Below are 26,387 nucleotides of genomic sequence, written 5' to 3'. Positions count from 1 at the left end.
GAGCCTGTCAAAAATCGTGATGATCAGGACTAGCCCTGATCTCCACCACCGACCGGTACTACAGTACCTGTCATATAAGATGATTCATCGGAAGCCAGGAATAGAATGGCATTCACTTGCTCCTGAATAGTGCCGTAGCGACCCATAAACGTACGGTCAATGGTCTGATCTACCACTTGCTGCATCCATTCTTGTTCAGATTCAGTCAGTGGATTGGTATTGCGCGGTACTTTACGGGGAGGTGCTTCGGTGCCACCCGTTGCAACGGCATTAACGCGAATACCATCTTTGGCATGTTCAAAGGCAAGGGAAGCGGTCAGGCCATTTACGCCACCTTTGGATGCTGAATAGGGAACACGGTTAATACCGCGTGTCGCAATAGAAGATACGTTTACAATAGTACCTTTCTGATTTTTAATCATTTCTGGTAAAACTGCACGGCAGCACCATAGTGTCGGGAACAATGAACGGTTCACTTCCTTGATAATTTCCTCTTCAGAAAATTCCTCGAAAGGTTTCATCCAGATCGCACCACCGACGTTATTGATTAGCGTATCGACACGACCATAGGTTTCTAGCGCTTTTTCAACGACTGATTGAGCACCGGCAAACGTTTCCAGATTGGCTTTGACGGTTATCGCATCACCGCCAGTCGCTTCAATTTCAGCCAGAACTTCTTCCACATAGGGGGAAAGATCAGCCATGACGACTTGAGCGCCTTCGCTCGCCACTTGCAGTGCGACACCGCGCCCGATGCCCTGAGCGGCACCGGTCACAATTACAACTTTATTTTCAAATCTTTGACGATTAGACATTGAATAAATTCCCTCTAGTTAGTTTGCAGAGAATTTTTCAAACAGGAAGCTTGCAGGTTTTACGCCTTCTGCTTCTAGCCAACCACGAACCGCTTCAACCATTGGTACCGGGCCACACAGGTAGATATCAACCTCACCAGCATTTAGCCATTCGTTCTCAATATGGCCAGTGACATAGCCTTTACGTTCATGTGCAGATTCCGGGTTTGCCACTACAGTACGGTATTCGAACCACGGAAATTTGTCTTGCAATTCGTTAAGTTTTTCAATGGCCACCAGGTCAAAATCATTGGTCACACCAAATACCAGACGTACTGGATGCTCTGAACCTTTTTCTTCCAGCACTTGCAGCATTGACATGAAAGGTGCAATCCCTGTACCACCCGCCAGCATCAAGACAGGGCGGGTCACAGGGCGCAGGTAGAAGCTACCAAATGGACCGGTAAAAGTCATTTTGTCACCAGCTTTGGCATTTTTGCTCAAGAATTCACTCATTTTCCCGTTCGGTACATTACGTACCACGAAACCAGTCAGACGATTACCCGGTTTTGAGCTGAATGAATAAGAACGGGTTTCTGTGGTGCCTGGAATACTAACATTGACATATTGACCTGCCAGAAAGTGAATGTCTGGTTGACCTTCGTCTAACTGGATATCAAAAGTAATAGTTGAATCAGACAGGTTTTCGACACGCGTCAGCGCACCCTGGAAGGCATGAATTTCGGTTTTACAAACTTCTGAAGAAGCCTGAATCTGGAACACGGCATCTGACGTTGGCTTACATTGACAAGCCAGAATATAACCTTCAGCGGCTTCTTCAGGTGTTAGTGCATCTTCAATATAAGTTTCTTCAGGCATGTCAAATGAACCTGATTCACAAAACGCACGACACGTTCCACAAGCACCATCACGGCAGTCCAAAGGAATATTGATCTTTTGACGGTAAGCTGCATCAGACAGGGTCTCGCCCTGGGCAACAGAAATAAAACGTGTAACGCCATCTTCAAATTGAAGTGCAACATTGTGGTTTGACATGGCTGAATATCCTATATAAATCTTTGTAACTGGACCCTTCAGCCAATTTTCCATCTGGCTGAAGGGTTTTACCTGGCTGTAATAAAACAGTCTTAGAGGTGATAGATGTCGATGACCTGATTGATGTAATCGTTTTTCAGTACCACGTATTTGCTTAAAATCTGTGGCTTATCGCCTGAAAAATCGATTTCATAACGTGACATACCAAAGTAGCTGTAGCTGTTTTTGTAACGGAAGCTCAAAGTATTCCAGTTGAAACGTACGGTTACTTTGTCGCCATCACGTTCAACAATTTCAATATTGCTGATGTTATGGCTGGTACGTGTATCCGGCATGGTGGCAGACGAACGTTCAGTCTTGATACGGAACACACGGTCTTCCAGGCCTTGACGGTCCGGGTAATAAATCAGGGAGATTTCAGACTGTGGATCTGTGGTCAGTTTGTCATCATCATCCCAGGCTGGCATCCAGAAAGAAGCAGTAGGGGCATAACAAGTTAACCAGTCATCCCATTGTTCATCATCCAGAAAGCGTGCTTCCTGATACAGGAACTGAGCAATATTTTCTAAAGTGATGTCGCTCATGCGTTTTCTCCTTCAGTTGATGCTGCAATCTCTTTCTCGGTCGCAATACCTTTTTTCATCAGTTCTAACCAGTACTGGTGCTGAGCCAGGTATAAACCTTCATCTTCGGTTTTAATACCAGACAGTTTTGGTTTTAAACCAATTTCATTGGCAGCATCATCAGGGCCATGGATCCAGTGCTTGGAACCACGGCACATGTCATTCCATTCCAGCGCGATACCGGCATAACCTGCCTGACAGGCACGGAATTCTTCCAGATCGTCTGGTGTAGCCATACCTGAAGCATTAAAGAAATCTTCATACTGGCGGATACGGCGTGTACGGGCTTCAGGTTCTTCACCTACAGGGCCGATACAGTAAATGGTGACTTCCGTCTTATCGACAGAGATCGGACGCAGCACACGGATTTGTGAACCGAACTGATCCATGAAGTAAACATTTGGATAGATACACAGGTTACGTGAACGCTCGATCATCCATTTCGCCATAGCTTCACCGTATTTTTCGGTGTATTCATCTTTCTTGGCAAAGTTAGGACGGTCTTCAGGGTTGGCCCATTGAGTCCAAAGCAGCATGTGACCGTGTTCGAAACCGTAAGAACCACCGCCTTGCTTGCCCCATGAACCTGCGCTCATGGCACGGATGTTATCGCCAGCTTCTTTTTCTTTACGCTGTTGAGTCGTTGCAGCATAGTTCCAGTGAACGGCAGACACATGATAACCGTCAGCACCATTTTCTGCAGTCAGCTTCCAGTTACCTTCATAGGTATAAGTCGAAGAACCGCGTAAAACTTCCAGACCCTGTTCAGACTGACCTACGATCATGTCAATGATTTTGGTCGCTTCGCCCAGGTATTCTTCCAGAGCTGGGACATCCGGATTCAAGCTGCCAAACAGGAAGCCTTTGTAGTTTTCAAAACGTGCTACTTTTTTCAGGTCATGCGAGCCGTCTTGGTTAAAACAGTCTGAATAACCCGCATCAGCCGGATCTTTAACTTTTAATAACTTACCTGAGTTATTGAAGGTCCAGCCATGGAACGGGCAAGTATAGGTTGCTTTATTGCCTTTCTTGTTACGGCATAACTGTGCACCGCGATGCGAACAGGCATTGATCATGGCATTCAGTTCACCTTGACGGTTACGTGCAATGATGATCGGCTGACGGCCAATATAGGTAGTATAAAAGTCGTTATTGTTTGGGATCTGGCTTTCATGCGCCAGATAAACCCAGTTACCTTCAAAGATGTATTTCATCTCAAGGTCAAACAGCGCCTGGTCTGTAAATACCGAACGGTGCAGTTTAAATTCACCAGATTCAAAATCATCAACCAGTAATTCATCAATACGGTCTAAATGGCTGGTGTTAATTACGGGAATACGAGGCATGTCCTTTCTCCGACTTTCCAAGGGGGAAGTCAGCGGGATATATCTCGATGCATATCCCGCTTCTCAAGTGTATTAAGCGCTAGCGCGGCGACGATCAACTTCAGTAGAAGGTGCGTCTGTTTTCTCTTTCACAAGTTCAATATCGAATTGAATGTATTTGAAAGGACCTTTCAGGCCACGTTTTGCAATTTCAGCTTCATCAGTTACGTCTACAGCAGTTGCTACCAGACCTTCACGGGTAGCGAATGCAAAGTCATCCCACAGGTATTGGTCGCCTTCAATGTTGAATTGAGTGGTCAGCTTGCGGTAACCCGGGGCAGACACAAAGTAATGGACGTGTGATGGACGGTTACCATGACGGCCTAATTTGTCCAGCACGAACTGGGTGGTACCTTCTGGAGGACAGCCATAACCCACTGGCATTGTCGTTAATGCAGTATATTGACCATCGCTATCAGTAATGATGCTGCGACGCAGGTTAAAATCAGACTGTGACTTGTCAAAGAATGAGTAATTGCCCAAGCTGTTCGCATGCCAGATTTCAACCTTGGCACCTTCAACGAGATTGCCATGAGTATCAGTCACTGTACCTTCAATGATTAAAGTCGGGATTTTGCCTTCTTCAGAACCATCATCCATACGGGCAAAGCTTACTGTTTCAGGTGCGCCAGCTACATATAGCGGACCTTCAATCGTACGTGGCGTACCGCCAGTAATACCTGCTTTAGCATCTGCTTCATCAGCACGTAAGTCTAAGTAATGTTCCAGCCCCAAGCCTGCAGCCAATAAACCTAATTCATTCGCTTGACCGGCATCAGTAAAGTATTCCAGGCCTTTCCATAGTTCTGACTGAGAAATATCAAGATCTTCGATAGCCTGGAAAAGATCACCCAATAAACGCACAACAACTTGCTGTACACGTTCATCTACAGGACCTGTCGCTGTATCAACGTTCATTTGCTTAACTAATGCATCAATTTCTTGGCGATTCATACTATTGCTCCTAAAGTATGTTTTTCATCTTTTCGTGGCGCACTTTTTAGCTTTTATTGGCTGGCTAAATCTGGCTGGCCACAATCCTTGTTGAAATACCCTCTGTTTTCGATTTGGAAGGGGAGTCCGGTGACTCCCGATCCGCTCATTCAATTAACTGTCGTCATCTCGAACTGAAGACGGGTGACGGTTTAATGCCATCACTTCAATATTCATGTAAGGATAGAGAGGCAAGCCTTGTAACAGGTCGTGCAACTCTTCATTGCTTTCAACATCAAAAATACTGATGTTTGAGTACTGGCCCGTGATGCGCCAGATATGACGCCATTTGCCTTGACGTTGCAATTCCTGCGAATAGGCTTTTTCAACAGCCTTAATTTCATTTGCCTGTTCAACTGGCAGATCACGTGGAATGTTTACATCCATACGTACCTGAAAAAGCATGGGTTTCTCCTAATTACTGACGACGCAAGTTGTCAATCTTGTTTTCATCCAACTCAATTCCCAGACCTGGCCCTTTCGGAATCTCCAGTTCAAAGTTTTGATAGTTGAGTGGGGTTTTCAAAATATCTTCAGTCAGCAGTAGAGGACCAAACAGCTCGGTACCAAATGCCAGACTTTCAAAAGTAGAGAACACATGTGCCGAAGCAATAGTGCCTACAGGGCCTTCCAGCATGGTGCCGCCATACAGGTCAATACCTGCAAGTTTGGCAATCTTGCCTACTTCGCAACCTTCAATCAGGCCACCTGACTGGGCAACTTTGACTGCAAAAACAGATGAACCATTTTGTTTGGCAATCTCATACGCTGAGTGCGGACCCATTAGCGATTCGTCTGCCATGATGGCAACATCAAAACGTCGGGTCAGACGGCGCATGGCGTCTAGGTTATCAATTGCACATGGCTGTTCTATTAAATCAACACCACCATCTTGCAATAATTGAATTCCTTTAATGGCTTCCAGTTCTGACCAGGCACGGTTGACATCGACACGGATCGAAACGTCTTTACCCAAGGATTTTTTGATTGCAAGCACATGTTCAACATCTTCTTCAACCGGACGAGAACCGATTTTAAGTTTGAAAATGTTGTGACGTTTTGCCGCAATCATTTTCTCCGCTTCAGCAATATCTTTTTCGGTATTACCCGAAGCCAATACCCAAAGAACCGGGATACTGTCACGCAAGCGGCCACCAAGGATTTCGCTTAATGGCAAACCTAAGCGTTGTGCCTGTATATCCAGAAGTGCTGTTTGCATTGCACATTTGGCAAAACGGTTGCCATTAATGTTCTTTTTGATTGTTTGTAATGTCTGTGCAACATTTAAACCGGATAATGTTTTTAAAAGTGGGGCAAAATAAGTTTCGATATTAACTTTGACGCTTTCCGGGCTTTCATCGCCATAACCCAAGCCACCGATAGTCGTAGCTTCCCCCCAGCCGATGTAACCATCTTCAGTGGTGATTTTGACTAATACCAGGGTCTGGGTTTGCATCGTTGCCACTGCCATCTTGTGAGGGCGAATGGTTGGAATTTCTACCAGCAAGGTTTCAACTGACTTATACATAATACGGGTTCACATTCTTGCTTTAATGCTTTGACTTGATATACCTTAAAAGAATAATGTTGATTGGTCTAAGATCGATTTAGCATTTTTTTATACTTTAAAGGTATTCAGTGCCATGGAACTCAGACATTTACGTTACTTCGTTGCCGTCGTCGAAGAACAAAGTTTTACCAAAGCGGCAGAAAAACTGTTTATTGCTCAACCACCTTTGAGCCGACAGATCCAAAATCTAGAGCAAGAGCTCGATATTCAGCTCTTTGAGCGTGGTAGCCGTCCTCTAAAAACTACTGAAGCCGGTCAATTCTTTTACCAGCACGCTGTTAAACTTTTGTCTAATGCGGAAGAGATCAAGTCGATGACCAAGCGAATTGGCATTACGGATCGGACCATAACTATCGGTTTTGTTGGCTCTTTATTGTTTGGCTTGCTGTCGCGCATTCTGTTTTTATTCAAACAGCAGCATCCACATCTCAAGATCGAGATGATGGAGATGAATACCCATGAACAGATTCAGGCGCTGAAAGAAGGGCGGATTGATGTAGGGTTTGGGCGTCTGAGAATTTCAGATCCGGCAGTAAAACGGGTGTTGCTGCGTGAGGAACGGCTGATGGTCGCTGCACACTCCAGTCATAGCATGGCGCAACGGGTAGAAGGTTTAAATCTTTCTGAACTGGTTGATCAGCAACTGTTTTTATATCCCAATAGCGGCAAGGCGAATTTTGCCACCCAGGTCTGCGGTATTTTTTCTGAGTATGGCCTGGAACCCAAAAATATCCGTATCGTACGTGAATTACAGTTGGCACTAGGCTTTGTAGCTGCCGGAGAAGGGATTTGTATTGTGCCGGAAAGTGCACAAAATATTAAACTGGCCCACCTGAACTTCATTCCGCTTCTAGATGAGTTCGCTGTCAGTCCAGTATTCATGGCTATCCGTAACATGGATGAAAGTGAATACATCCGCTATCTGTTTGATGCGGTCTATCAAGTCTATGATCTGGAAGCAATTAGGTACGATCGTTCAGTATTTTAATAGTTCAATCTAGAAGCGTAATCAATCCTGCACAGCGGATAAATTCATGTAAGCACAGGCTAAGTTAAGATTATTATAATATATTTTATAATAAATTTAGCAACTTAACTTCAGCCAGACTTTATAGGTATAGAAGCATGCCTATTCAGTTTTGGACATTCTTACGCATTTTCTCCATTGTGGCATTCATAAATTGAACTTCACAATTTGGAGGTGGAGATGTCTACAAATAAAGTTAATATAAATACGCTGATTGATGAGGCGAAGTTTACCCCCTTTCACTGGGGGGTACTGATCTGGTGTTTGCTGATCATTATTTTTGACGGTTATGACTTAGTCATTTACGGCGTAGCATTACCATTGCTGATGCAAGAATGGTCGCTCAGCGCAGTGCAAGCCGGACTGCTGGCCAGTACCGCCTTATTCGGGATGATGTTCGGTGCCATGACCTTCGGAACGCTATCCGACAAGTTAGGCCGTAAAAAGACGATCATGATCTGTGTGGCGATTTTTAGCGGTTTTACCTTCATCGGGGCTTTCGCCACATCTCCAGTGGAATTTGGAATTTTACGTTTTCTGGCTGGTCTTGGCATTGGCGGTGTGATGCCTAATGTGGTGGCATTGATGACCGAATATGCTCCTAAACGTATTCGCAGTACGCTGGTTGCCCTGATGTTTAGTGGTTATGCGATTGGCGGGATGACTTCTGCGTTACTGGGTGCATGGCTGGTGCCACAATTTGGCTGGAAAATTATGTTCCTGCTTGCCGGTATTCCACTGCTCCTTTTGCCATTGATTTGGAAATACTTGCCAGAATCCTTGATGTATCTGACTAACAAGCAGCAAACGGCTCAAGCACAGCATATTATTCAAAAGATTTCTCCTACACAGGTCATTACCAGTGATACCCAGTTTGTACTGAATGAAGTGCAAAAAGGGGATGAAGCGCCATTAAAAGCACTGTTTCAGCAAGGCCGTAGCTTCAGTACCTTCATGTTCTGGCTGGCATTCTTTATGTGTCTGTTGATGGTTTATGCACTGGGCAGCTGGTTACCAAAACTGATGATCCAAGCAGGCTACTCGCTGGGCGCAAGTATGATCTTCCTGTTTGCCCTGAATATTGGTGGAATGGTGGGCGCGATTGGTGGCGGCTATCTTGCGGATAGATTCCATATCAAAAAAGTACTGACCATTATGTTCCTGTGTGGCGCTATGGCATTGATTCTGCTTGGCTTTAACAGTCCGCAATTCGTGCTGTATACCCTGATTGCTGTGGCAGGTGCTGCAACGATTGGTTCACAAATCCTGCTGTATACCTTTGTAGCACAGTATTATCCATCGACGGTACGTTCTACCGGCATGGGCTGGGCATCAGGCATTGGACGTATTGGTGCGATTGTGGGTCCGGTACTTACTGGCGCATTATTGACCATGAATTTACCGCATCAAATGAACTTCTTTGCAATTGCGATTCCTGGCGTGATCGCTGCGCTGGCAATTTTCCTGGTGAACTTAAAAACTTCCGTAGATGGCCAAGTCCTTGCAACGTCTAGCGTAAAGCCAAGTCCATTGACAAAAGAAGCGATACATTAAGTTAGATTTCAATCAATAAAGATAATATTCCCAATGATATAGATCGCCATCGTAACCGGTGGTGATCTGTTGCTAGAATCGAGACGCATAATAAAAAGCGAGTTTAGGATGAACACGACACAATTATTTAATCAACCACTAATCACATTCAAACGCACAGTGCTGATGAGCATGATGGCAATGAGCTTAGGGGGCATCAGCTTGTCGTCTCAAGCGCAAACCCCAGCCCAGTCGAACCAGCAGGAAATTGAACAGCTGCGCCAGGAAGTTCAGGCCTTACGCGCACTGGTTGAACAGCAGCAAGCTCAGACAGCCACGGTAATTGCCCCAGTGGCAATAGCACCAATACCAGTAAGTACGCCTGCAACTAAACCTGTCATGAAAATTGCCAGTGGTGCCGAGTTCAATTTATACGGTAATATCCGCGCGGATGCCTCTTATCAGGCTGAAGGTGGTTCAGCTACCCGCATGTATAACCAGATTAATACTGTCCCACTTGAAGGCACAGGCGAACGTAGTGATGAGTTTAAGTCAACCCTGTCTGCAACCCGTTTAGGTATGGATTTTAAAACACCTGTCGGTGCTGGGGATAAAGCCCTGAGCGGTAAAATTGAAGTGGACTTCTTGGGTGGTGCCAGCTTTGATAACTTACGTATCCGTCATGCGTATATCAGTTATGCTAACTGGTTGATTGGTCAAACCTGGTCAAACTTTGCGGTACCTGATTATATCCCGGAAACTGTAGATGCCCTGGTTTATGCGGGCGGATCAATTAAACGGACGCCACAAGTACGTCATACCAGTACTTTTAGCCCGGCTACCAATCTGGTCCTTGCAGTAGAAGATCCGAAAGATGGTTCCATCAAACAGCGTCTACCTGCTTTAACGGCACGTTTAAATCATAAGTTGGCAGATAATTTTATGGTCAGTGCACGGGCCATGGGTCATGAAAAACGTATCAACGAAGATGAAAAAACCGCATGGGGTCTAGGTTTAGGTGCCAAGTATGATCTTGTGCCAGGTACGACGCTCAAAGCTGACTACTATCACGTCAAAGGTGATAGCAGTTTTGTATCTTATGCCAATCCCGGGGTCATTGCAGCCACAAATGGTGATCTTTTACAAAGTGAATTTGATTCAATTTCAGTAGGTTTAACTCAGCAATTTAACGAGAAATTGCGTGGTACACTGGGTTATGGCTATATGAATTTTGACCAGAGTAATGCATATATCGCTGCCAGCGCAAATCCAACCGCCATTAACAAAGACCTATGGCAAGCTTGGGCAAATGTTTTCTATAGCCCAACCAAACCTTTAAGTTTCGGCCTGGAATATGTATATGGTGAACGTGAAGCCGTAGTGGCAGCACCAAATGGCAGTACTAAAGGTGAAGACAACCGAGTTAATGCAGTCGCAATTTATAGTTTCTAAACTTTAGCAATCTAGCAGAAGTATTTTAAAAGCGTGGATGAATCAATCCACGCTTTTGCGATTTTGAAGAATGATTTCTGCCAGCAGATTGATCGAATTTTCAACTCTGGCTGTCCATTCATAGGAACAATTCAGACGAATATAATGTTGGCTGGCATGATCCGGCCTAAACAGCAGTGCAGGGGCAATCGCAATATTCTGCTGAATCAGTTGCTCATATAAAACCTGACCGTCAAGTTGTTCAGGCAATTCGATCCAGAGGAAATAACCGCTGGAATAATAGTAAATTTCACAGATACTTCCTAAACGTGCTTTAAGTTCCTGATAAAATTTCTTTTTGTATTTTTCCAAATGCTGTCTTAAATGCCTTAAATGTTTTTCATAATGATGGTGCGAAATAAACTCGACCAGTGCATTTTGAAGTAAGGGGCTAACAGTTAGAGTGCTCATGAGCTGTAAATGCTGAATGGCATCAGAAAATGGACCGGCATACACCCAGCCTACGCGTGCACCCATCCCTAGCGTTTTGGAAAAAGATGCACAGTGCAGCACCTTCTGGTGCTGGTCAAAGTATTTAACTGGTAGCGGTTTGGCTGAACCGTAATTCAATTCCTGATAAACATCATCTTCAATCAAATACACCTGATATTTATATAAAAGTTCTGCAATTTTCTGCTTAATTTCCGGATTAACAGTAAAGCCAATCGGATTATGTGCATTCAGCATTAGCCAGCACACCTTGATCGGATACTGTTTTAAAGCCTGTTCAAATGATTCCAGATCAAAGCCGAATTGTGGGTGTTCAGGAATCGTAATCACTTGCAACCCCAAACGTTCGGCTGCCTGCCAGGCACCATAAAATATGGTTTGCTGTAGCAGGATAAAATCGCCCGGTTGAGTTAAGGCCTGCAGGGACAAGTTTAATGCCTCTAGTGCACCGGATGTAATGACAATGTCATTGGGATGACATGGGATTCCTTGTAGTTGATAGCGGTTGGCAATCAGTTGTCGTAAGTCCTGATTGCCAGGCGGCATGTGATTCTGATTGTTATAACTACTTTTTCTTTTGGCCTGCTGCGCCAGAATCTGCATGAATTTGGCGTTATATAATAGTTCTGCATTAGGAAATGCTGAACCAAAAGGTACAATTTCGGCTGGCTGAGTTGATTTTAAGAAGTTAAAAACTACCGAGTTGATTTGGATTCTGGAATTTAAACCAATCTGGACGGGCTGTTTACGGGTGAATGGCTGGGCACGTTCTGCAACAAAATAACCTGATTTATCTTTGGCGTAGACCAGACCTTGGGCTTCGAGTTCCTGATAGGCATTCAGTACTGTCATCAGACTATAGCCGGATAATTGGGCCTGTTCACGAAGGGAAGGTAATTTTTCATACGCTTTCCATACGCCATTTTCAATCATTTGACGGATCGTCTGTGCCAACTTTTCAGACTTATACATACACTTTCTGAACTAAGACTGTTCTAATTATTTTGATTTATAGCATATTTTAATATACTTAATATAACAAATTAAGACTAGGGTGGATGTTAGTCTATTTTCAAACATACGTTACATTAACCTGTTGTACTGTTTTTTTAAGGTCAGTATCTCAATTAAACATGACCATTAAATGGGAAGGCTGTATTAAGCCAGTAGACATTCAATCAATATATGATTATTAAACTGAATATCAGGCTCAGTCTTTCTATGAAGAGTTTTTTTATTTCTATATAAATCGTGCTCTTATTTTATTCGCCAGAGTCACTTCTGTTAATTTGTCACAATTCGATACTTACAAACCCAGATTTCCTTGCTAAATTCAGTCCACATGATGATAAAAATTATGTCACGGTCTCAGACCGAGCCATCATGCATATATAACAACGATATCAATACACGGACCAATAACAAGCACAAAGGAGTGGAGAATGCTCGGAAATATGATGTTTCAGCCTTTACTGATCAGCAGCATGATTGAACATGCAGGACGCTATCATGCCGATACCGAAGTAATTTCCAAAAATACTGATAGCAGTATTAAAGTTACCAATTGGGGCGAAATTCACCAAAACTCGAAACGTTTTGCCAATGTGCTGCAACAACTTGGCTTGGCGCAGGGAGATCGGGTCGCAACCATTGCCTGGAATAATCACCGCCATTTAGAATCCTGGTATGCCATTTCTGGTAGTGGTCTGGTCTGTCATACCATTAATCCGCGCTTGTTTCCTGAACAGCTGATTTTTATTATGAACGATGCCGCAGACCGTGTGGTGCTATTCGACAAGACATTTGTTCCTTTAATTAAAGCAGTGAAATCACTGCTGACCTCTGTAGAGCATTTCATCTGTCTGGATGCGGCTGATCCGGCAGTAACAGAAGCGATTCCGGAAGTACAATTTTATGATGACCTGCTGGCTGGACAAAATGCAGATTTCGAATGGCCAGTGATTGATGAAAACTCGGCAAGTTCCTTGTGTTATACCTCTGGAACCACAGGTAATCCCAAAGGTGTGCTGTATAGCCATCGCTCTACTGTATTACATAGTTATGCAATTATTTTGCCTGACTCATTAAATGTCTCAGCTGCCGATATTATGTTGCCTGTCGTACCGATGTTCCATGTCAATGCATGGGGCACTCCCTATGCTGCCGCGATGGTGGGATGTACCCTGATCCTGCCGGGACCGGGTCTGGACGGGACAAGTCTGGTTAACCTGATTGATACCTATAAGGTTTCGGTAGCACTTGGGGTTCCGACCATCTGGCAGGGGCTGATTGCAGCAGCAAATCAGTCAGGTTCAAAACTGGAAAGCCTAAAACGGAATGTAGTGGGCGGATCGGCATGCCCACCGGCCATGCTCAAAGCGTTCAAAGAACAGTTTAATTGCGAAACGATCCATGCCTGGGGCATGACGGAAATCAGTCCACTGGGTACAGCCAATCAGCTCAAGACCAAACATTTGTCTCTGTCGGATGAAGAAAAACTGCAGATTCGTCTGTCTCAAGGCCGTCCGCCATTCGGGATTGATTTACGTTTGATCGATGCAGAAAAAGGTACGCATGAAATTGAACGTGATGGACTTAGCACAGGAAACTTACAGGTTAAGGGCCATTGGGTCATCAGTCATTATTTTGGCAAGGAAGAATCTGCACTGACAGAGGATGGCTGGTTCGATACCGGCGATATTGCCACGCTGAATCAGGATGGTTTTATGAAACTCAGCGACCGCTCCAAGGATTTAATCAAGTCTGGGGGGGAATGGATTTCATCGGTAGATCTGGAAAATATTGCCATGGGACATCCGGAAATTGCGATGGCTGCCGTGATTGCTGCCCAGCACCCTAAATGGGATGAGCGTCCCGTATTAATTGCCATTATAAAGCCGGGCAGCCAGCTAATTGAGACTGATCTGCTGGATTATTATGCAGACAAAGTTGCCAAATGGCAGGTTCCAGATCGAGTCGTGTTCGTTGATGCGATTCCACTGAGTGGTACTGGTAAAATGCTGAAAAAGGATCTGCGTGAATTATATGGGACCATTCTTTTGGAACAGGCGGCAGGTTAGAGCGTCCAGTTCAAAAGAGTTCTCTTAACATGCTACTCAACAAACTGATCTCGAATAGAGGTCAGTTTTTTATGTAAACATTCGATAGAGGTACAAGTTTAAAATTCTTTTTCTCAAGATATAGCGTTGGAATCGATACTTTTAGCGAATATTGTTAGACAAAAAGCTATATTGTGGGGGTTGAGCACATAATTTGACCTGTATTGATATGGTCTGAGCATGAGAATTCTTTATCCTGAACAATATAATAATTAGACAGTTGTACATTAATGAAACTGTCTGCGGATAAGGGGATAAAAATGACAAGCATGCCAACCTATCAGCCGCATTGGATACGGGAAGATTTCATTGATTTTATTGGTGAAAAAATCCATCCAACTTGGGCAATTAAAAAAGTTAAAGCTGCTGTTATGAGTATTCAAGCTATCAGCCCTGACTTTTTCAAGATTCATTTACGTCCGAATCATAATTTTAACATCAAGTCATTTCAGGCCGGCCAGAATATTGCAGTGACCATCAGGCTCGATGGTGTACGTCATCAGCGACATTATTCAGTAGTGACGGTATTAAAAAATGGCGATCTGATTATTGCAGTAAAACAGCAGGGGAAAGTTTCACGTGCCTTAAGCCTGATGCAAATTGGTGCGGTGGTCGAAATATCTCAGCCCCAAGGCGAGTTCACATTGCAAAAATCCACCCAGCCGATTTTATTTCTGGCTTCAGGCAGTGGTATTACCGCAATTTATTCCTTGCTACAAAAAGCGGTCATTCATTCTCTGGAACAGATTGACCTAGTTTATTTCACTCGAGATGATGCTTTTCATGCGGAGTTGAAAACCTTGGCTTTAATGCATCAAAACTTGAAATATCACCATTTCAATACGCTGGAACACCAGCAGCATCTAACCCAAGGCTTATTACAAAAGCTAGTGCCAGATTTGGCAGAGCGAAAAATTTATGCCTGTGGCTCTGCCGGGATGATGAAAGCTGCACTGAGAATCATCGATAAACTGGATTTGAAAGCCAATTTTCATTCAGAATATTTCCAGATTGCAGTCGATGAGAAAATTAAGGCGCAGCCGGTACAGTTTTTAAGATCGCAGCAAGAGTTTCAGGCCCAGGCCACTTTACTGGAAAGTGCTGAAAAATCAGGCCTGCGTCCTGCATATGGCTGCCGGATGGGAATCTGCAACACCTGTTCCTGTACCAAAGTCAGTGGTTCGGTACGCAACGTCCTGACCGGTGAAGTTGATCATGGCAACAATACCCAGATCAAACTGTGCATTTCCCAGGCAGTGAGTCCTGTGGTGATTAATCTATAACCTATTGATAAGCCATTAATTAAACTATAAGAAGGTGCTCCCATGAATATGCAAATTGATTTTAAACGACATAGCAAAAGCCAATTTCTCAGTCCTGAACAGATTGAGGAATTTGGTGCCAAAGTCGATGCAATCCGCCGCGAGGTCATGGATGATCTGGGGGAAAAAGACGCCGAATATATTTATAAAATCCGTAACTTTGTCCGCTATAGTGAAATTGCCTCACGTGGCATGCTGATGTTTGCTGGCTGGTTACCACCGGTATGGCTGGCTGGGACAGGTCTGCTCGGTCTTTCCAAAATCGTGGAAAATATGGAACTCGGCCACAATGTCATGCATGGCCAGTTTGACTGGATGAATGATCCGAGTCTGAATGGTGTGACGTATGACTGGGATACGATTTCAACCGGCGATGACTGGAAATATACGCATAACTATATTCATCATACCTATACCAATATTGTGGGGATGGATCATGATGTGGGTTATGGGCTAATTCGAGTCAGTGAATCCCAAAAATGGGAACCACGTTTCCTGTTCAATATTCCATTGGGCATTCAGTTAATGGTGTTTTTCGAATGGTATGTTGGCTTGCAGCGCCTGCATCTGGAAGACGTGATTGCCTATAAAACCAAGACCTGGAAAGAAGTCTGGGAAGAAGCAGCTCCTTTACGCAAAAAAATGCGCCGTCAGGTGTTAAAAGATTATGTATTTTTCCCGCTGATTGCTGGCCCAAATGCCATTCCAGTATTTACCGGTAATGCCGTTGCCAATGTGATCCGTAGCCTGTGGGCTTCTGCTGTTATTTTTAACGGACATTTCACTGAAGATGCCGAAACCTTTGAAATGGACAATACCGATAAGGAAACCCGTGCAGAATGGTATGTCCGTCAGATTCGTGGTTCGAGCAATTTTAGCGGTACCCAATGGTTGCATATACTGAGTGGTAATTTGAGCCATCAGATTGAGCATCATCTGTTCCCGGATATGCCGGCCAACCGTTATGTTGAGGTTGCTCCAAAGGTCAAAGCACTCTGTGCAGAATATGGTATTCACTACAACGAAGCCAGCTTTATGAAACAGTTTTCTACCGTATGGGTAAGACTGGCAAAATGTTCTTTGCCAAATGAATGGAATCAGCAAATTACCGGAAAAACTCACGCAGTAAAATCAGTGTTCAGTTACTTTAAGGCGAAGCTGGTGAGTTAATTATTTCAAGTTTCTCAGTTATCCAGTTTGGTACTCCTCAATAGATTTGGATGGTTTATTGAGGATTTTTTTATCACCCCAGTTCATGAATGGAATATGAAGATCATTTTCAAAAAAATGACGAAGGTTAGACAAACTCATTACGGTCGAAACGCTTCACCTACAAGTTGATGGTTTAGGCACAGTCCCTTCTTTTTATAATGGCCGCGTTCTATCATCTAAGGTCTCAATTTTGCAATATCTTAAATATTTTTCAGCAATCCCATTATTAGTGCTTCTAACAGCTTGTAATACCCCTGAAACGCCAGCACCAGATTATCAGGGCAACTGGAAAAACACCATGGAAAATCCAAAACTTGAAAATATTCTGGTTATTTCCAAAAATGGTAAAAATTATCTGATAACCAATACTATTAAAGATAAGGAAACCGGTAAAACCGAGAAAAAGAATCCAATGCCCGCAGCAGTGAGCGAAAATGGCCTGCTTCAGTTGAACGCAGGTGCAGGTATGGTCGATTTCGCAATCGATGAGAAAACCGGAAATCTGGTCGGTTCAGGTTCAGTCTACAAAAAAGCCAAATAGTCAGCGAGAATTTTACGCACAAGATAAAATCAAAGATGTCATGTGCAAGGATAAAGCATGACATCTTTTTTTAGGAATGCTTTATGGGAGGAAACTTAATAATTCAGCAAAATCTTCGACAAAATAATTCGCTTTGGCTTTGATCAAATCTATTTCATGAGCGGAGTGCTGATCATAAATTGCCACCACCTCGATGTCCGCATGATTTGCTGCTTCTACACCGACTAAAGAGTCTTCAATAATTAGACATTCCTCTGGTCGAAGGTTAAAGGCTTGCAAAACATTCAGGTAAACCTCGGGATGAGGTTTAATATTCTGGACATTTTCACGGGTGAGAATCAAGGCAAAATCCTCATCAAAGCTGATTTTAGAATTAATATTTTGATTGTTATCCTGATAGCGCTGTACATTGAATAAACTGGTGGTGGTGGTCAGAGCCAGAGATATCTGTTGCTGTTTTAAAGCCTGAATCAGGAGGTCGGCCCGAGGTTTTAACTCGACGATATCATCCAGAAAATGTCGGGAAATTGTATAACGACGATTTTTTACTTCTTCTTTAGCTGGTTCAAAACCGTATTGTTCTTTTAAAAATCCACAATATTCCAGATAAGGATCTGGCCTATGTCTCATGGCGGTAAGTTGAAGATCGCGTTGTTGCTGAATCTCATGTAAATCGACTTTTCTGTTGGAGAGCTCATCAATCAGGGCTGCATCGACCTGATTCCAGATGCCTACAGAATCAATCAACGTACCATCCAGATCAAAACAGACCAGCTTTTTATCCTGAAACATATAAGATTTCTCTGTATTTTTATCATTTATTGGGTGTGGCTGAGTATATCGCATACGATTTAAATGTTTAACTGACCTGAGCAAACCGGGCTGGAAATTTTACGCTAAGGTACTTTTTAATGGATTTATTCATCTGGCAAAAGTATTTATTTACGGAAAATTACAGCGAGTTTAATCCTGAAAATAGTTGCGAAGTGTTATATTTTAATCTGACCCTCAATAGACTTATGCGGATGAAAGACCTGTCCGAATGATGAGAAAGTTAAAGGAAATGTATTTCTGTGTTTGAACTTGACTGTAAATTGCTCAGTATTTTTTATTATGTCTATAAATTTAAAAACGTATCTCAGGCAGCCGATCATTTAGATATGAGCCAGCCAGCGGTGAGCAATCTGCTGAATAAAATTCGCCAGCATTATGGTGATCCTTTATTTTTACGTATTGGCAATGAGATGCTACCTACGGATCTGTCCAAACAGCTCTTTCCCTTGGTCAGCGAAGCACTGAGCAAAGTTGAAGCAATCAATAATTTTACGATCAATTTTGATCAGGTCACTTCACAGCAGCGCTTTACACTAGCGATGACCGATGTATCGCATCTGGTGTTATTGCCAAAAATTTCCCAGTATCTGAAGCAGCATGCATCCCATATCCGTCTTAATGTGCGTCCGATTACCTCGGAAACCAGTTATCAGATGGCCAATGGTGAGATTGATCTGGCTTTGGGCTTCTTGCCAAATCTGGAGAATGGCTTTTATCAGCAGAAACTGTTTGAGCAATATTATGTAGTGATCGCAGCGAAAGACCATCCGCGCCTGACCGGTGACAGCATCACGACCGAAGAGTATTTACGTGAAACCCATATCGATATTGATGCCGGGATGGGGCATTACCATATTGAAAATGAATTGCTGAATCTGGAACTTAAGCGTGACATTCTAATGCGTCTGCCAAGTTATCTGGGGGTAGGACTGGTGGTACAGGAAACCGATGCGATTGCGACCGTGCCTTATTATTTGAGTGAAGTTTTATTATCACGCGGCAATCTCAAGATTTTTGAGGCACCGATTGCTTTCCCGACCTATTCCGTAAAGCAGTATTGGCATATGTCCTGTCATCATAAAACCAGCCATCAATGGCTACGTAATATGCTGCATGAGATTTTAAGTAAATAAGCTTGCAACATGGAAGGCTTGATTTAATCTTCATCTCTAGATTTTAAAATTCCTGGTTCAAGCCGGGAATTTTTTATTTTGGTACATCTTGATGCCTTTTTCAGAGCCTTGCACCTGAATTGATCAGTTCCAGCTCAAAAAAGTATTACCAAACGGGAAAATAGTATTACTGATTTGGCACAGCCTTTGCATTAACTCTGTCATAGACAAAGTGATCTAGGGTTCCGGCAGTTATTTTTTTAAGACTGCGTCTGCGACCGAGAGTTCACGGCTAGGTTTTCTAAAACCAAAGCTACACGGAGGGATAAAAGCCCGGGAGGTAAACCGTACAAGTTAGATGCAGGGGCTGTTATGAGCACAACTACTTATCACGAAGATTCCGCACTGTGGACTGAACTTTTACCGGGTGGCCATCATTGGTCTGCACGCATTCAGCGTGGTGCAGTTTTACAACTCAAATCCTTGGGCGCAAATGCCAATGTTTCACTGTTTTGTGTGAATAGTGAAGACAAGCTTGAAGCCTATAACATGCCAGACAGCCTTAAAGGTCAACACAGCGCATTTTTAAGTACAGGGCACATTTTGGCGTCAGATTTGGGTCGTGCGATGGTGTCAATTGTCAAAGATGACCACGGTTGGAATGATGCTTTTTGTGCACCAAGTACCGCACCGCAAATTGAAGCACAGTTTGGTACGAAGACCTTCCAGGATGCCCGCAACGACATGTACCGTAATGCTAAAGACAGCCTACTTTTAGAGATGACCAAATTTGGTTTATCCGCCACTGATCTTAGCAATACGCTCAATTTATTCTCAAAAGTTCAACCGGATGACAATGGCAATTTAACTTATGTGAAGTGTGACAATACCGACCAAGTAATTGAACTACGTTTTGAAATGGATTGTTTGGTGTTTTTATCCAGCGCACCACATGCCTTAGACAATTCGACTGAATATGCACCTGCCGATATTCAATTATCTTTATTTAAGGCTTTACCTTTAGGCGACACCGATGTCTGCCGTGATTCATGCCCGCAAAATCAGCGTGCATTCCAAAATAATAACCGCTACTACGCTTTAACTGCTTAAGGGGAATGATCATGACTGCACTCGTAAATCTAGAAAAATCTGTGTTAAGTGAAGTATGTCCTGCCGGGGAAGCGTGGATGTGCGAAGTCAAAAAAGGCCAGTATTTCCGTATCGTTGATCTCGAAGGCAACCAGGCGGTGGATACTTTATTCATCTCCGCACATAACCCTGAAGAGCGTTATAGCGCAACCGATACTTTGGCGATGAACCGTCAAATTTATCTCGAAAAAGGCACAACGTTATATACTAACTTTGGCAATAAAATCGCCACCATTAATGATGACAATTGCGGTCGCCATGACACTTTAGGCGGTGCATGTTCATGTGAAAGTAATACCGTACGTTATGCCCATGACAAATACCCAATGCACAGTTGCCGTAACAATTTCATGATTGCACTGTCACAGCATCCAATTGCTAAAAAGCATGGCTTAAACGTGCGCCATATTGGTCCAAACATTAACTTCTTTATGAATGTGCCTGTAACTTCGGACGGTCACTTAAAGTTTGATGATGGTATTTCTGCACCGGGTAAATATGTGGAAATCAAAGCCGAGATGGATTTAATTGTGCTGATCTCGAACTGCCCGCAACTGAATAACCCATGCAATGCCTATAACCCAACTAAAATTCAACTGATTGTCCGCGAAGGCGAGGAGTAAGCCATGTTTAATAAAGTACTCATCGCCAACCGTGGTGCAATTGCATGTCGTGTCATTCGTACCCTTAAAAAATTAGGCATTCAATCGGTTGCTGTCTATTCAGAAGCGGATCGTGATTCATTGCATGTCACTTTAGCCGATGAAGCGGTCTTTATTGGTGATGCACCTGCTAGCCAAAGCTATCTCAATGTCGATAAAATTTTAGAAGTTGCTAAACAAACCGGTGCGCAAGCGATTCATCCGGGTTATGGATTCCTCTCTGAAAATGCAGAATTCTGTAATCTGTGTGAAGCACAAGGCATTGTGTTCTTAGGACCAAATGCGGAACAGATGAAAGCCTTTGGTTTAAAACACACGGCACGTGAGCTTGCAATTCAAGCCAATGTACCGTTACTTCCGGGTAGTCAGTTATTGGCTGATGAAGCTGAAGCACTGCTTGAAGCGGAACGTATTGGCTATCCTGTGATGCTGAAAAGTACAGCAGGTGGTGGTGGCATCGGCATGCGCTTGGTCTGGAATGCGGAAGAGCTGAAAGATGCCTACGCAACCGTGTCGTATTTAGCGCAAGCCAACTTTAAAGATGCAGGTTTATACCTCGAAAAATTCGTACAAAATGCCCGTCATATCGAAGTGCAAATTTTTGGTGATGGCAATGGCTTAATCCTAGCACTCGGTGAGCGTGATTGTTCGGTGCAACGTCGTAACCAGAAAGTGATTGAGGAAACGCCTGCGCCACACTTAAACGATACGCAACGTGCCTATATTCAAAATGTCGCAATTCAATTGATGCAATCGGTGAATTACCGCTCGGCAGGTACCGTGGAATTTGTGATGGATACCGACACGCAAGAATTCTATTTCTTGGAAGTGAATACTCGTCTGCAAGTTGAGCATGGTGTCACCGAGCAAGTCTTTGGTGTGGACTTGGTGGAATGGATGGTGACTTTAGGAAGTGGTGATTGGGTTGCACCGACATCAAAACTTGAATCCAAAGGGCATTCGATTCAGGTGCGTCTCTATGCTGAAGACCCAATCAAAAACTTCCAACCAAGTGCAGGGTTATTAACTCACGTAGAATTTGATGACAATGCGCGTAATGAAACTTGGGTAGAGACCGGTTCAAACGTTTCATCTTTCTATGATCCGATGATTGCCAAAATCATTGTGACTGCGGATGATCGTGAGTCTGCGATTCAAGCCATGACCGACACGCTAGCTAAAACCCAAGTGGCAGGCATTGAAACCAACCTTGAATATCTACAAAACATTATCGACTGCGATGTATTTAAAGCCGGTACACAGACCACGCGCTTTTTAAATACCTTTGAATGGAAAACCCAAAAAATTGAAGTCTTACAAGCGGGCATTCAAACTGCCGTGCAAGATGTCACAGGTCGTTTGGGCTATTGGGATGTTGGTGTGCCACCATCAGGTGCGATTGATCCGCTGTCTTTAAATGTCGCGAACCAATTGTTAGGCAATGCACCCAATACCGCAGGGCTTGAATGTACTTTGCAAGGTCCAAGCTTAAAATTCCATTGCGATAGCCAAATTGTATTAGCAGGTGGCGATATGCCATCGACTTTGGATGGTGTGTCTGTCCCGATGTGGCAAACTGTGAATGTGCGTAAAGGTCAGATGCTGAAATGTGGCAAGATCGCCACAGGTTGCCGTACTTATATCGGGATTAAAGGTGGTCTGAATGTGCCTGAATATTTAGGCTCACAAGCGACTTTTACCTTGGGTCAGTTTGGCGGTCATGCAGGGCGTAATTTACTGATTGGAGATATGCTTCCAATCACGGCATTTACATCCGATGACGTCAAAGCATTAATAGAAGATCAAATCCCTGCATTCTCAAACTCTTGGGAAATTGCGGTGATGTATGGTCCACATGGTGCGCCGGATTTCTTTACCAAAAACGACATTGATACCTTCTTTGCCAACGAGTTTGAAATTCACTTTAACTCAAGCCGTACCGGTATCCGTTTGATTGGACCAAAACCTGAATGGGCTCGTCAGGACGGTGGTGAAGCAGGTCTGCATCCATCCAATATTCATGACAATGCCTATGCGATTGGTGCGATTGATTTCACCGGTGATATGCCAATTATTCTCGGTCCAGATGGTCCAAGCCTCGGTGGTTTCGTGTGTCCTGCGGTAGTGATCAATTCTGAGCTGTGGAAACTCGGTCAACTCAAAGCAGGCGATAAAGTCAAATTTGTGCCTGTGAGTTACCATCAAGCGAAATTGCTGAATGAAAAATATCATGCGCAATTAAATGCTCAAGATACGCAAGCTGTCACTTTTGATGAATCGTTCTATCCTGAAATCAGCACGTTGAAATCTGCCATTTTAGATACCTTAAAAGGTCAAAATGGCACGCCTGATGTGGTGTATCGTCCTGCCGGAAACAACTATATGTTGGTGGAATATGGCGAACTGGTTTTAGATTTAAACTTGCGTTTCCGTATTCATGCACTGATGCAATGGGTGAAAGATCAACACATTCAAGGCATTATTGACCTGACACCGGGTATTCGTTCGCTACAAATTCATTTTGATTCGACTCAGCTCGATCAGATTGAGTTACTGCGTATGCTTCAAGTCGCTGAAGAGCAACTGCCTGATGTCACCGAGATGCAAGTGCCATCACGTACTGTGTATTTACCGCTTGCGTGGGAAGATTCACAGACCCAACTTGCAACCGAACGTTATATGCAAACCGTGCGCCCTGATGCACCGTGGTGTCCGGACAATATCGAATTTATCCGTCGTATTAATGGTTTAAAAGACAAACAAGCCGTGAAAGACGTGGTTTATAACGCGAGTTATTTGGTCATGGGCTTGGGCGATGTGTATTTGGGTGCGCCTGTGGCAACGCCACTTGATCCGCGTCAGCGTTTAGTCACCACCAAATATAACCCTGCGCGTACGTGGACACCTGAAAATGCTGTGGGTATTGGCGGTGCGTATATGTGTGTCTACGGTATGGAAGGTCCGGGTGGCTATCAGTTTGTCGGTCGTACTTCGCAAATGTGGTCACGCTACCGTAAAAACCCTGATTTTGAGCAAGGTATGCCGTGGTTACTGCGCTTCTTTGACCAAATTAAGTTTTATGAAGTGTCTGAAGCGGAACTCATGCAAATGCGTGAGGACTTTAAAGCAGGGCGTTTAAAATTACGCATTGAAGATGGTGTATTGAATCTAAAAGAATACAACGACTTCTTAACTGAAAACCAAGAATCTATTTCGGCATTTAAAGCGGTGCAACAAGCCAACTTTGATGCAGAGCGCCGTCGCTGGCATGAAGCAGGTCTTGCGGAATATGTCTCTGAAAGTCTAGATGCTGTGGATGATGGCGAAGGTGTTGAAGTGCCTGAAGGTGGTTGTGCGGTGGAATCACATATGCCGGGTTCAATTTGGAAAATTGAATGTCAGTCAGGCGATATTGTGGAAGAAGGTGCGACCTTAGCTGTGATTGAAGCGATGAAGATTGAGATACCAATTATTGCACCTGAACGTATGCGTGTCGACGCGATTACCATTGAAAAAGGGCAAACGGTGAAAACGGGGCAGGTGTTGTTTACGTTGGCGCCAGTGGCTTGAATGGAATAGCAATAAAAAGACCGCCTAGGCGGTCTTTTTATCAATTAAATTATAGGTTTTCAAAATCTTCACAAGTAATTTCATTTTTCTTTGACTCAATTTGATCTACTAAAGAGTCATAGGTTAAAAATATTTTTTCAAATAATACTTTTAACGTTGTATCATTATTAAATTGACTATGTAAACTTTTTGTTTTTGTTTCATTAATGTTAAATATCGCACCAATAGAATGGGCTATTAACGGTGAATCATATTTGTTACCTATATATCTAAAGATTGGGGCAATAAATTCATTAAAAATAAACTCACTACTTCTTAGATAGTCAAATATAGAACTATTAATACAAATGTGATTTTCAAGATTTTTATTTTTATCAATAAAAAAAATATTAAGAAAATCTAATGGTAAGACATTTTTAGTATTATATTTTGAACTTCTTTTATTAATTTTTTCAAAGAAATCTAACAAATTATCTTTTAAATAAAACAAATTAAAATAATATAAATTTAAATGCTTTAAAAATATTAAAATATTGAATTGATTTATTCTTGGAATAACTTTTTCTGCATTATCAACACTTAATCTACTGAAAAAAAGAGCTACATAATATTCGTAAATACTTCGGTGTATGAAGGTAAAATTTAAACCATCACGAACAATAAGGCATAAATAATCGCAAAAATCATCTAAAATTTGGGATCCTGAACAGTCTTCTATACGAAGGCGTCCTAATGAATTTTCTAAAACTTCAATAATCTCAGCTTTTTCAAATGATGTCTTATCTAATTTATAGCATTCAAAACAAAATCTTTCGAATATCTGTTCTAGCTTATCTTGTTTAAGGGAGGATGAGCTTTGACGAGTATACCCACCTTTAGTTCGATCATGTGTGGTAGCTACCACTTCAAAAATATTCTTATAAAAACTTGTAATATTTTCTGGAGGTGAAAAATCGGTATTAAATTTTTTTATATATAAACCAATCATTAAAGGAGTTGTAAGAAGTTTTTGGATTTCTGGTGAACTATTTTCAATCGAACTTAATAATGTAATTCTCGCATCACTATCCTTTACCAATATATTTATTAAAGATTTTTGATCTTCTCTATCATATGAGTTAACTTGAATAGTTTCAAAAAAATTAGAAAACTTAATCTCATGCTCAGGTCTGCTACTAACAATAAGCTTTAGTTCAGAGTAGTTATTTGCTAAATTTTCGATGTAATTCAATGTATCTGAAGTATAGTCTTTGCTAATTTCATCAAATGCATCAAGGAATATAGATATTTTTCCTGAACGAAAAATAAATTTAATTTGTTCATCAGTAATATCAGAAGAAGTCCAAGCTAAAATTTTTTCTCTAATCAACGTATGCAAGTTTTTTTCTTTAGAAATATTTTTTAATTCAATAAATATAGGAATTCTAGAGTTTTTAGCGACTTCTTGAAGAGCTAAGTATCTCATTAAAATAGACTTTCCCTGACCAACTGTAGCTTCGAGGAGAATACTATGAGAAGTATAAATTTCATTTATAGAATTAATTTTGCTAATTCCAGATGTTGTAGTAATAGAAGGTAAATAAAAGAAAGTACTGATTTCAACAGGTTTCTCTGCACCTGTGAAAAGTGTTTTAACTAGCCCAATTTTTTCAACTGATTCAACAAGCTGATTATTATTTATAGAAAATTTATGAAGCTGAAATCTTTTTTTGAATTCTTCTGAAAAGAATACATTTGCACTTTTAGCAACTCCACTTAAAATCGGTTTTAAGACAGCTAAAGTTAGAGTAGTTGTTATTGGTTCGGCCATGATTAATAAATTTATATTTGTTAAGGTTAAATTTCATTATAAATTAATTAGTTAAAATTGAATAGAATTTTTAAATCTTATATGACCACTTAACAGGTCATTTAAATGATCTTTAAGTTGATTATCATGTGACT

21 protein-coding genes and 1 riboswitch are annotated in these 26,387 nt (G+C 42.5%); of the genes, 11 read left to right on the top strand and 10 right to left on the bottom strand.

What is annotated here, in order from left to right; all coding sequences use genetic code 11:
- Positions 1 to 29: 29 nt before the first annotated feature.
- The 7 genes from benD to H9629_RS06485 form a co-directional block, all read right to left on the bottom strand.
- Positions 30 to 815: a benzoate diol dehydrogenase BenD gene (gene benD, locus H9629_RS06515; protein ID WP_191730757.1), complete on the bottom strand. Its 786-nt coding sequence runs from the start codon at positions 813 to 815 to the stop codon at positions 30 to 32.
- 18 nt (positions 816 to 833) lie between these two features.
- Positions 834 to 1,850 (bottom strand): benzoate 1,2-dioxygenase electron transfer component BenC, encoded by a 1,017-nt coding sequence (gene benC, locus H9629_RS06510; protein ID WP_191730756.1) that lies wholly within the window; start codon positions 1,848 to 1,850, stop codon positions 834 to 836.
- A 92-nt stretch (positions 1,851 to 1,942) separates the two neighbouring features.
- Positions 1,943 to 2,434, bottom strand: a complete 492-nt coding sequence (benB, locus tag H9629_RS06505) for a benzoate 1,2-dioxygenase small subunit (RefSeq protein WP_064096717.1) — start codon at positions 2,432 to 2,434, stop codon at positions 1,943 to 1,945.
- Positions 2,431 to 3,819: a benzoate 1,2-dioxygenase large subunit gene (gene benA, locus H9629_RS06500; RefSeq protein WP_064096718.1), complete on the bottom strand. Its 1,389-nt coding sequence runs from the start codon at positions 3,817 to 3,819 to the stop codon at positions 2,431 to 2,433. Before benA ends, benB begins: the two co-directional genes overlap by 4 nt.
- Before the next feature lie 72 nt (positions 3,820 to 3,891).
- The gene (gene catA, locus H9629_RS06495) at positions 3,892 to 4,812 is read right to left on the bottom strand and encodes a catechol 1,2-dioxygenase (protein WP_191730755.1); all 921 of its coding nucleotides are present in this window, start codon (positions 4,810 to 4,812) and stop codon (positions 3,892 to 3,894) included.
- Positions 4,813 to 4,965: 153 nt separating this feature from the next.
- Positions 4,966 to 5,256: a muconolactone Delta-isomerase gene (gene catC / locus H9629_RS06490; protein ID WP_064096720.1), complete on the bottom strand. Its 291-nt coding sequence runs from the start codon at positions 5,254 to 5,256 to the stop codon at positions 4,966 to 4,968.
- A gap of 13 nt (positions 5,257 to 5,269) precedes the next feature.
- A complete protein-coding gene (locus H9629_RS06485; protein ID WP_144724692.1) occupies positions 5,270 to 6,379 on the bottom strand; it encodes a muconate/chloromuconate family cycloisomerase in 1,110 nt (369 codons plus the stop codon).
- A 115-nt stretch (positions 6,380 to 6,494) separates the two neighbouring features.
- Here H9629_RS06485 and H9629_RS06480 point away from each other — a divergent pair, with 115 nt between their 5' ends.
- The 3 genes from H9629_RS06480 to H9629_RS06470 all read left to right on the top strand — a co-directional run bounded on the left by H9629_RS06480 (position 6,495) and on the right by H9629_RS06470 (position 10,433).
- Positions 6,495 to 7,409, top strand: a complete 915-nt coding sequence (locus H9629_RS06480; protein WP_191730754.1) for a LysR family transcriptional regulator — start codon at positions 6,495 to 6,497, stop codon at positions 7,407 to 7,409.
- 219 nt (positions 7,410 to 7,628) lie between these two features.
- A complete protein-coding gene (locus H9629_RS06475; RefSeq protein WP_191730753.1) occupies positions 7,629 to 9,002 on the top strand; it encodes an MFS transporter in 1,374 nt (457 codons plus the stop codon).
- A gap of 108 nt (positions 9,003 to 9,110) precedes the next feature.
- Positions 9,111 to 10,433, top strand: a complete 1,323-nt coding sequence (locus tag H9629_RS06470; RefSeq protein WP_191730752.1) for a DcaP family trimeric outer membrane transporter — start codon at positions 9,111 to 9,113, stop codon at positions 10,431 to 10,433.
- Positions 10,434 to 10,475: 42 nt separating this feature from the next.
- On the opposite strand, the gene H9629_RS06465 is transcribed toward H9629_RS06470, so the two are convergent.
- Complete coding sequence (locus H9629_RS06465) at positions 10,476 to 11,894, bottom strand: aminotransferase-like domain-containing protein (protein WP_191730751.1); 1,419 nt, start codon at positions 11,892 to 11,894, stop codon at positions 10,476 to 10,478.
- Positions 11,895 to 12,364: 470 nt separating this feature from the next.
- On the opposite strand from H9629_RS06465, the gene H9629_RS06460 reads away from it, so the two are divergent.
- The 4 genes from H9629_RS06460 to H9629_RS06445 all read left to right on the top strand — a co-directional run bounded on the left by H9629_RS06460 (position 12,365) and on the right by H9629_RS06445 (position 17,116).
- Positions 12,365 to 14,002 (top strand): long-chain-fatty-acid--CoA ligase, encoded by a 1,638-nt coding sequence (locus tag H9629_RS06460; RefSeq protein WP_064096726.1) that lies wholly within the window; start codon positions 12,365 to 12,367, stop codon positions 14,000 to 14,002.
- Positions 14,003 to 14,301: 299 nt separating this feature from the next.
- The gene (locus H9629_RS06455) at positions 14,302 to 15,324 is read left to right on the top strand and encodes a flavin reductase family protein (RefSeq protein ID WP_064096727.1); all 1,023 of its coding nucleotides are present in this window, start codon (positions 14,302 to 14,304) and stop codon (positions 15,322 to 15,324) included.
- A 42-nt stretch (positions 15,325 to 15,366) separates the two neighbouring features.
- A complete protein-coding gene (locus H9629_RS06450; protein WP_064102898.1) occupies positions 15,367 to 16,533 on the top strand; it encodes a fatty acid desaturase family protein in 1,167 nt (388 codons plus the stop codon).
- Positions 16,534 to 16,765: 232 nt separating this feature from the next.
- The gene (locus tag H9629_RS06445; RefSeq protein ID WP_064096729.1) at positions 16,766 to 17,116 is read left to right on the top strand and encodes a hypothetical protein; all 351 of its coding nucleotides are present in this window, start codon (positions 16,766 to 16,768) and stop codon (positions 17,114 to 17,116) included.
- An 81-nt stretch (positions 17,117 to 17,197) separates the two neighbouring features.
- Here H9629_RS06445 and H9629_RS06440 read toward each other — a convergent pair whose 3' ends face one another.
- Positions 17,198 to 17,908, bottom strand: coding sequence for an HAD family hydrolase (locus H9629_RS06440; RefSeq protein WP_191730750.1), 711 nt, complete (start codon positions 17,906 to 17,908; stop codon positions 17,198 to 17,200).
- Positions 17,909 to 18,189: 281 nt separating this feature from the next.
- On the opposite strand from H9629_RS06440, the gene H9629_RS06435 reads away from it, so the two are divergent.
- The 4 genes from H9629_RS06435 to uca all read left to right on the top strand — a co-directional run bounded on the left by H9629_RS06435 (position 18,190) and on the right by uca (position 24,443).
- Positions 18,190 to 19,083 carry a LysR family transcriptional regulator gene (locus H9629_RS06435; RefSeq protein WP_004647024.1) on the top strand — a complete coding sequence of 298 codons (894 nt, stop codon included), beginning with the start codon at positions 18,190 to 18,192 and terminating at the stop codon, positions 19,081 to 19,083.
- Positions 19,084 to 19,288: 205 nt separating this feature from the next.
- A riboswitch (guanidine-I (ykkC/yxkD leader) is annotated at positions 19,289 to 19,404 on the top strand.
- 30 nt (positions 19,405 to 19,434) lie between these two features.
- Positions 19,435 to 20,172, top strand: a complete 738-nt coding sequence (locus H9629_RS06430; RefSeq protein ID WP_191730749.1) for an urea amidolyase associated protein UAAP1 — start codon at positions 19,435 to 19,437, stop codon at positions 20,170 to 20,172.
- An 11-nt stretch (positions 20,173 to 20,183) separates the two neighbouring features.
- A complete protein-coding gene (locus H9629_RS06425; protein ID WP_044110873.1) occupies positions 20,184 to 20,834 on the top strand; it encodes an urea amidolyase associated protein UAAP2 in 651 nt (216 codons plus the stop codon).
- 3 nt (positions 20,835 to 20,837) lie between these two features.
- Positions 20,838 to 24,443 (top strand): urea carboxylase, encoded by a 3,606-nt coding sequence (uca, locus tag H9629_RS06420; protein WP_191730748.1) that lies wholly within the window; start codon positions 20,838 to 20,840, stop codon positions 24,441 to 24,443.
- A 49-nt stretch (positions 24,444 to 24,492) separates the two neighbouring features.
- Here uca and H9629_RS06415 read toward each other — a convergent pair whose 3' ends face one another.
- The gene (locus H9629_RS06415; RefSeq protein ID WP_191730747.1) at positions 24,493 to 26,253 is read right to left on the bottom strand and encodes an NACHT domain-containing protein; all 1,761 of its coding nucleotides are present in this window, start codon (positions 26,251 to 26,253) and stop codon (positions 24,493 to 24,495) included.
- Positions 26,254 to 26,387: the final 134 nt, after the last annotated feature.

It is taken from the genome of Acinetobacter pecorum (assembly GCF_014837015.1).
Classification (GTDB): Bacteria; Pseudomonadota; Gammaproteobacteria; order Pseudomonadales; family Moraxellaceae; genus Acinetobacter; species Acinetobacter pecorum.
This window is presented reverse-complemented; position numbering and strand designations above follow the sequence as displayed.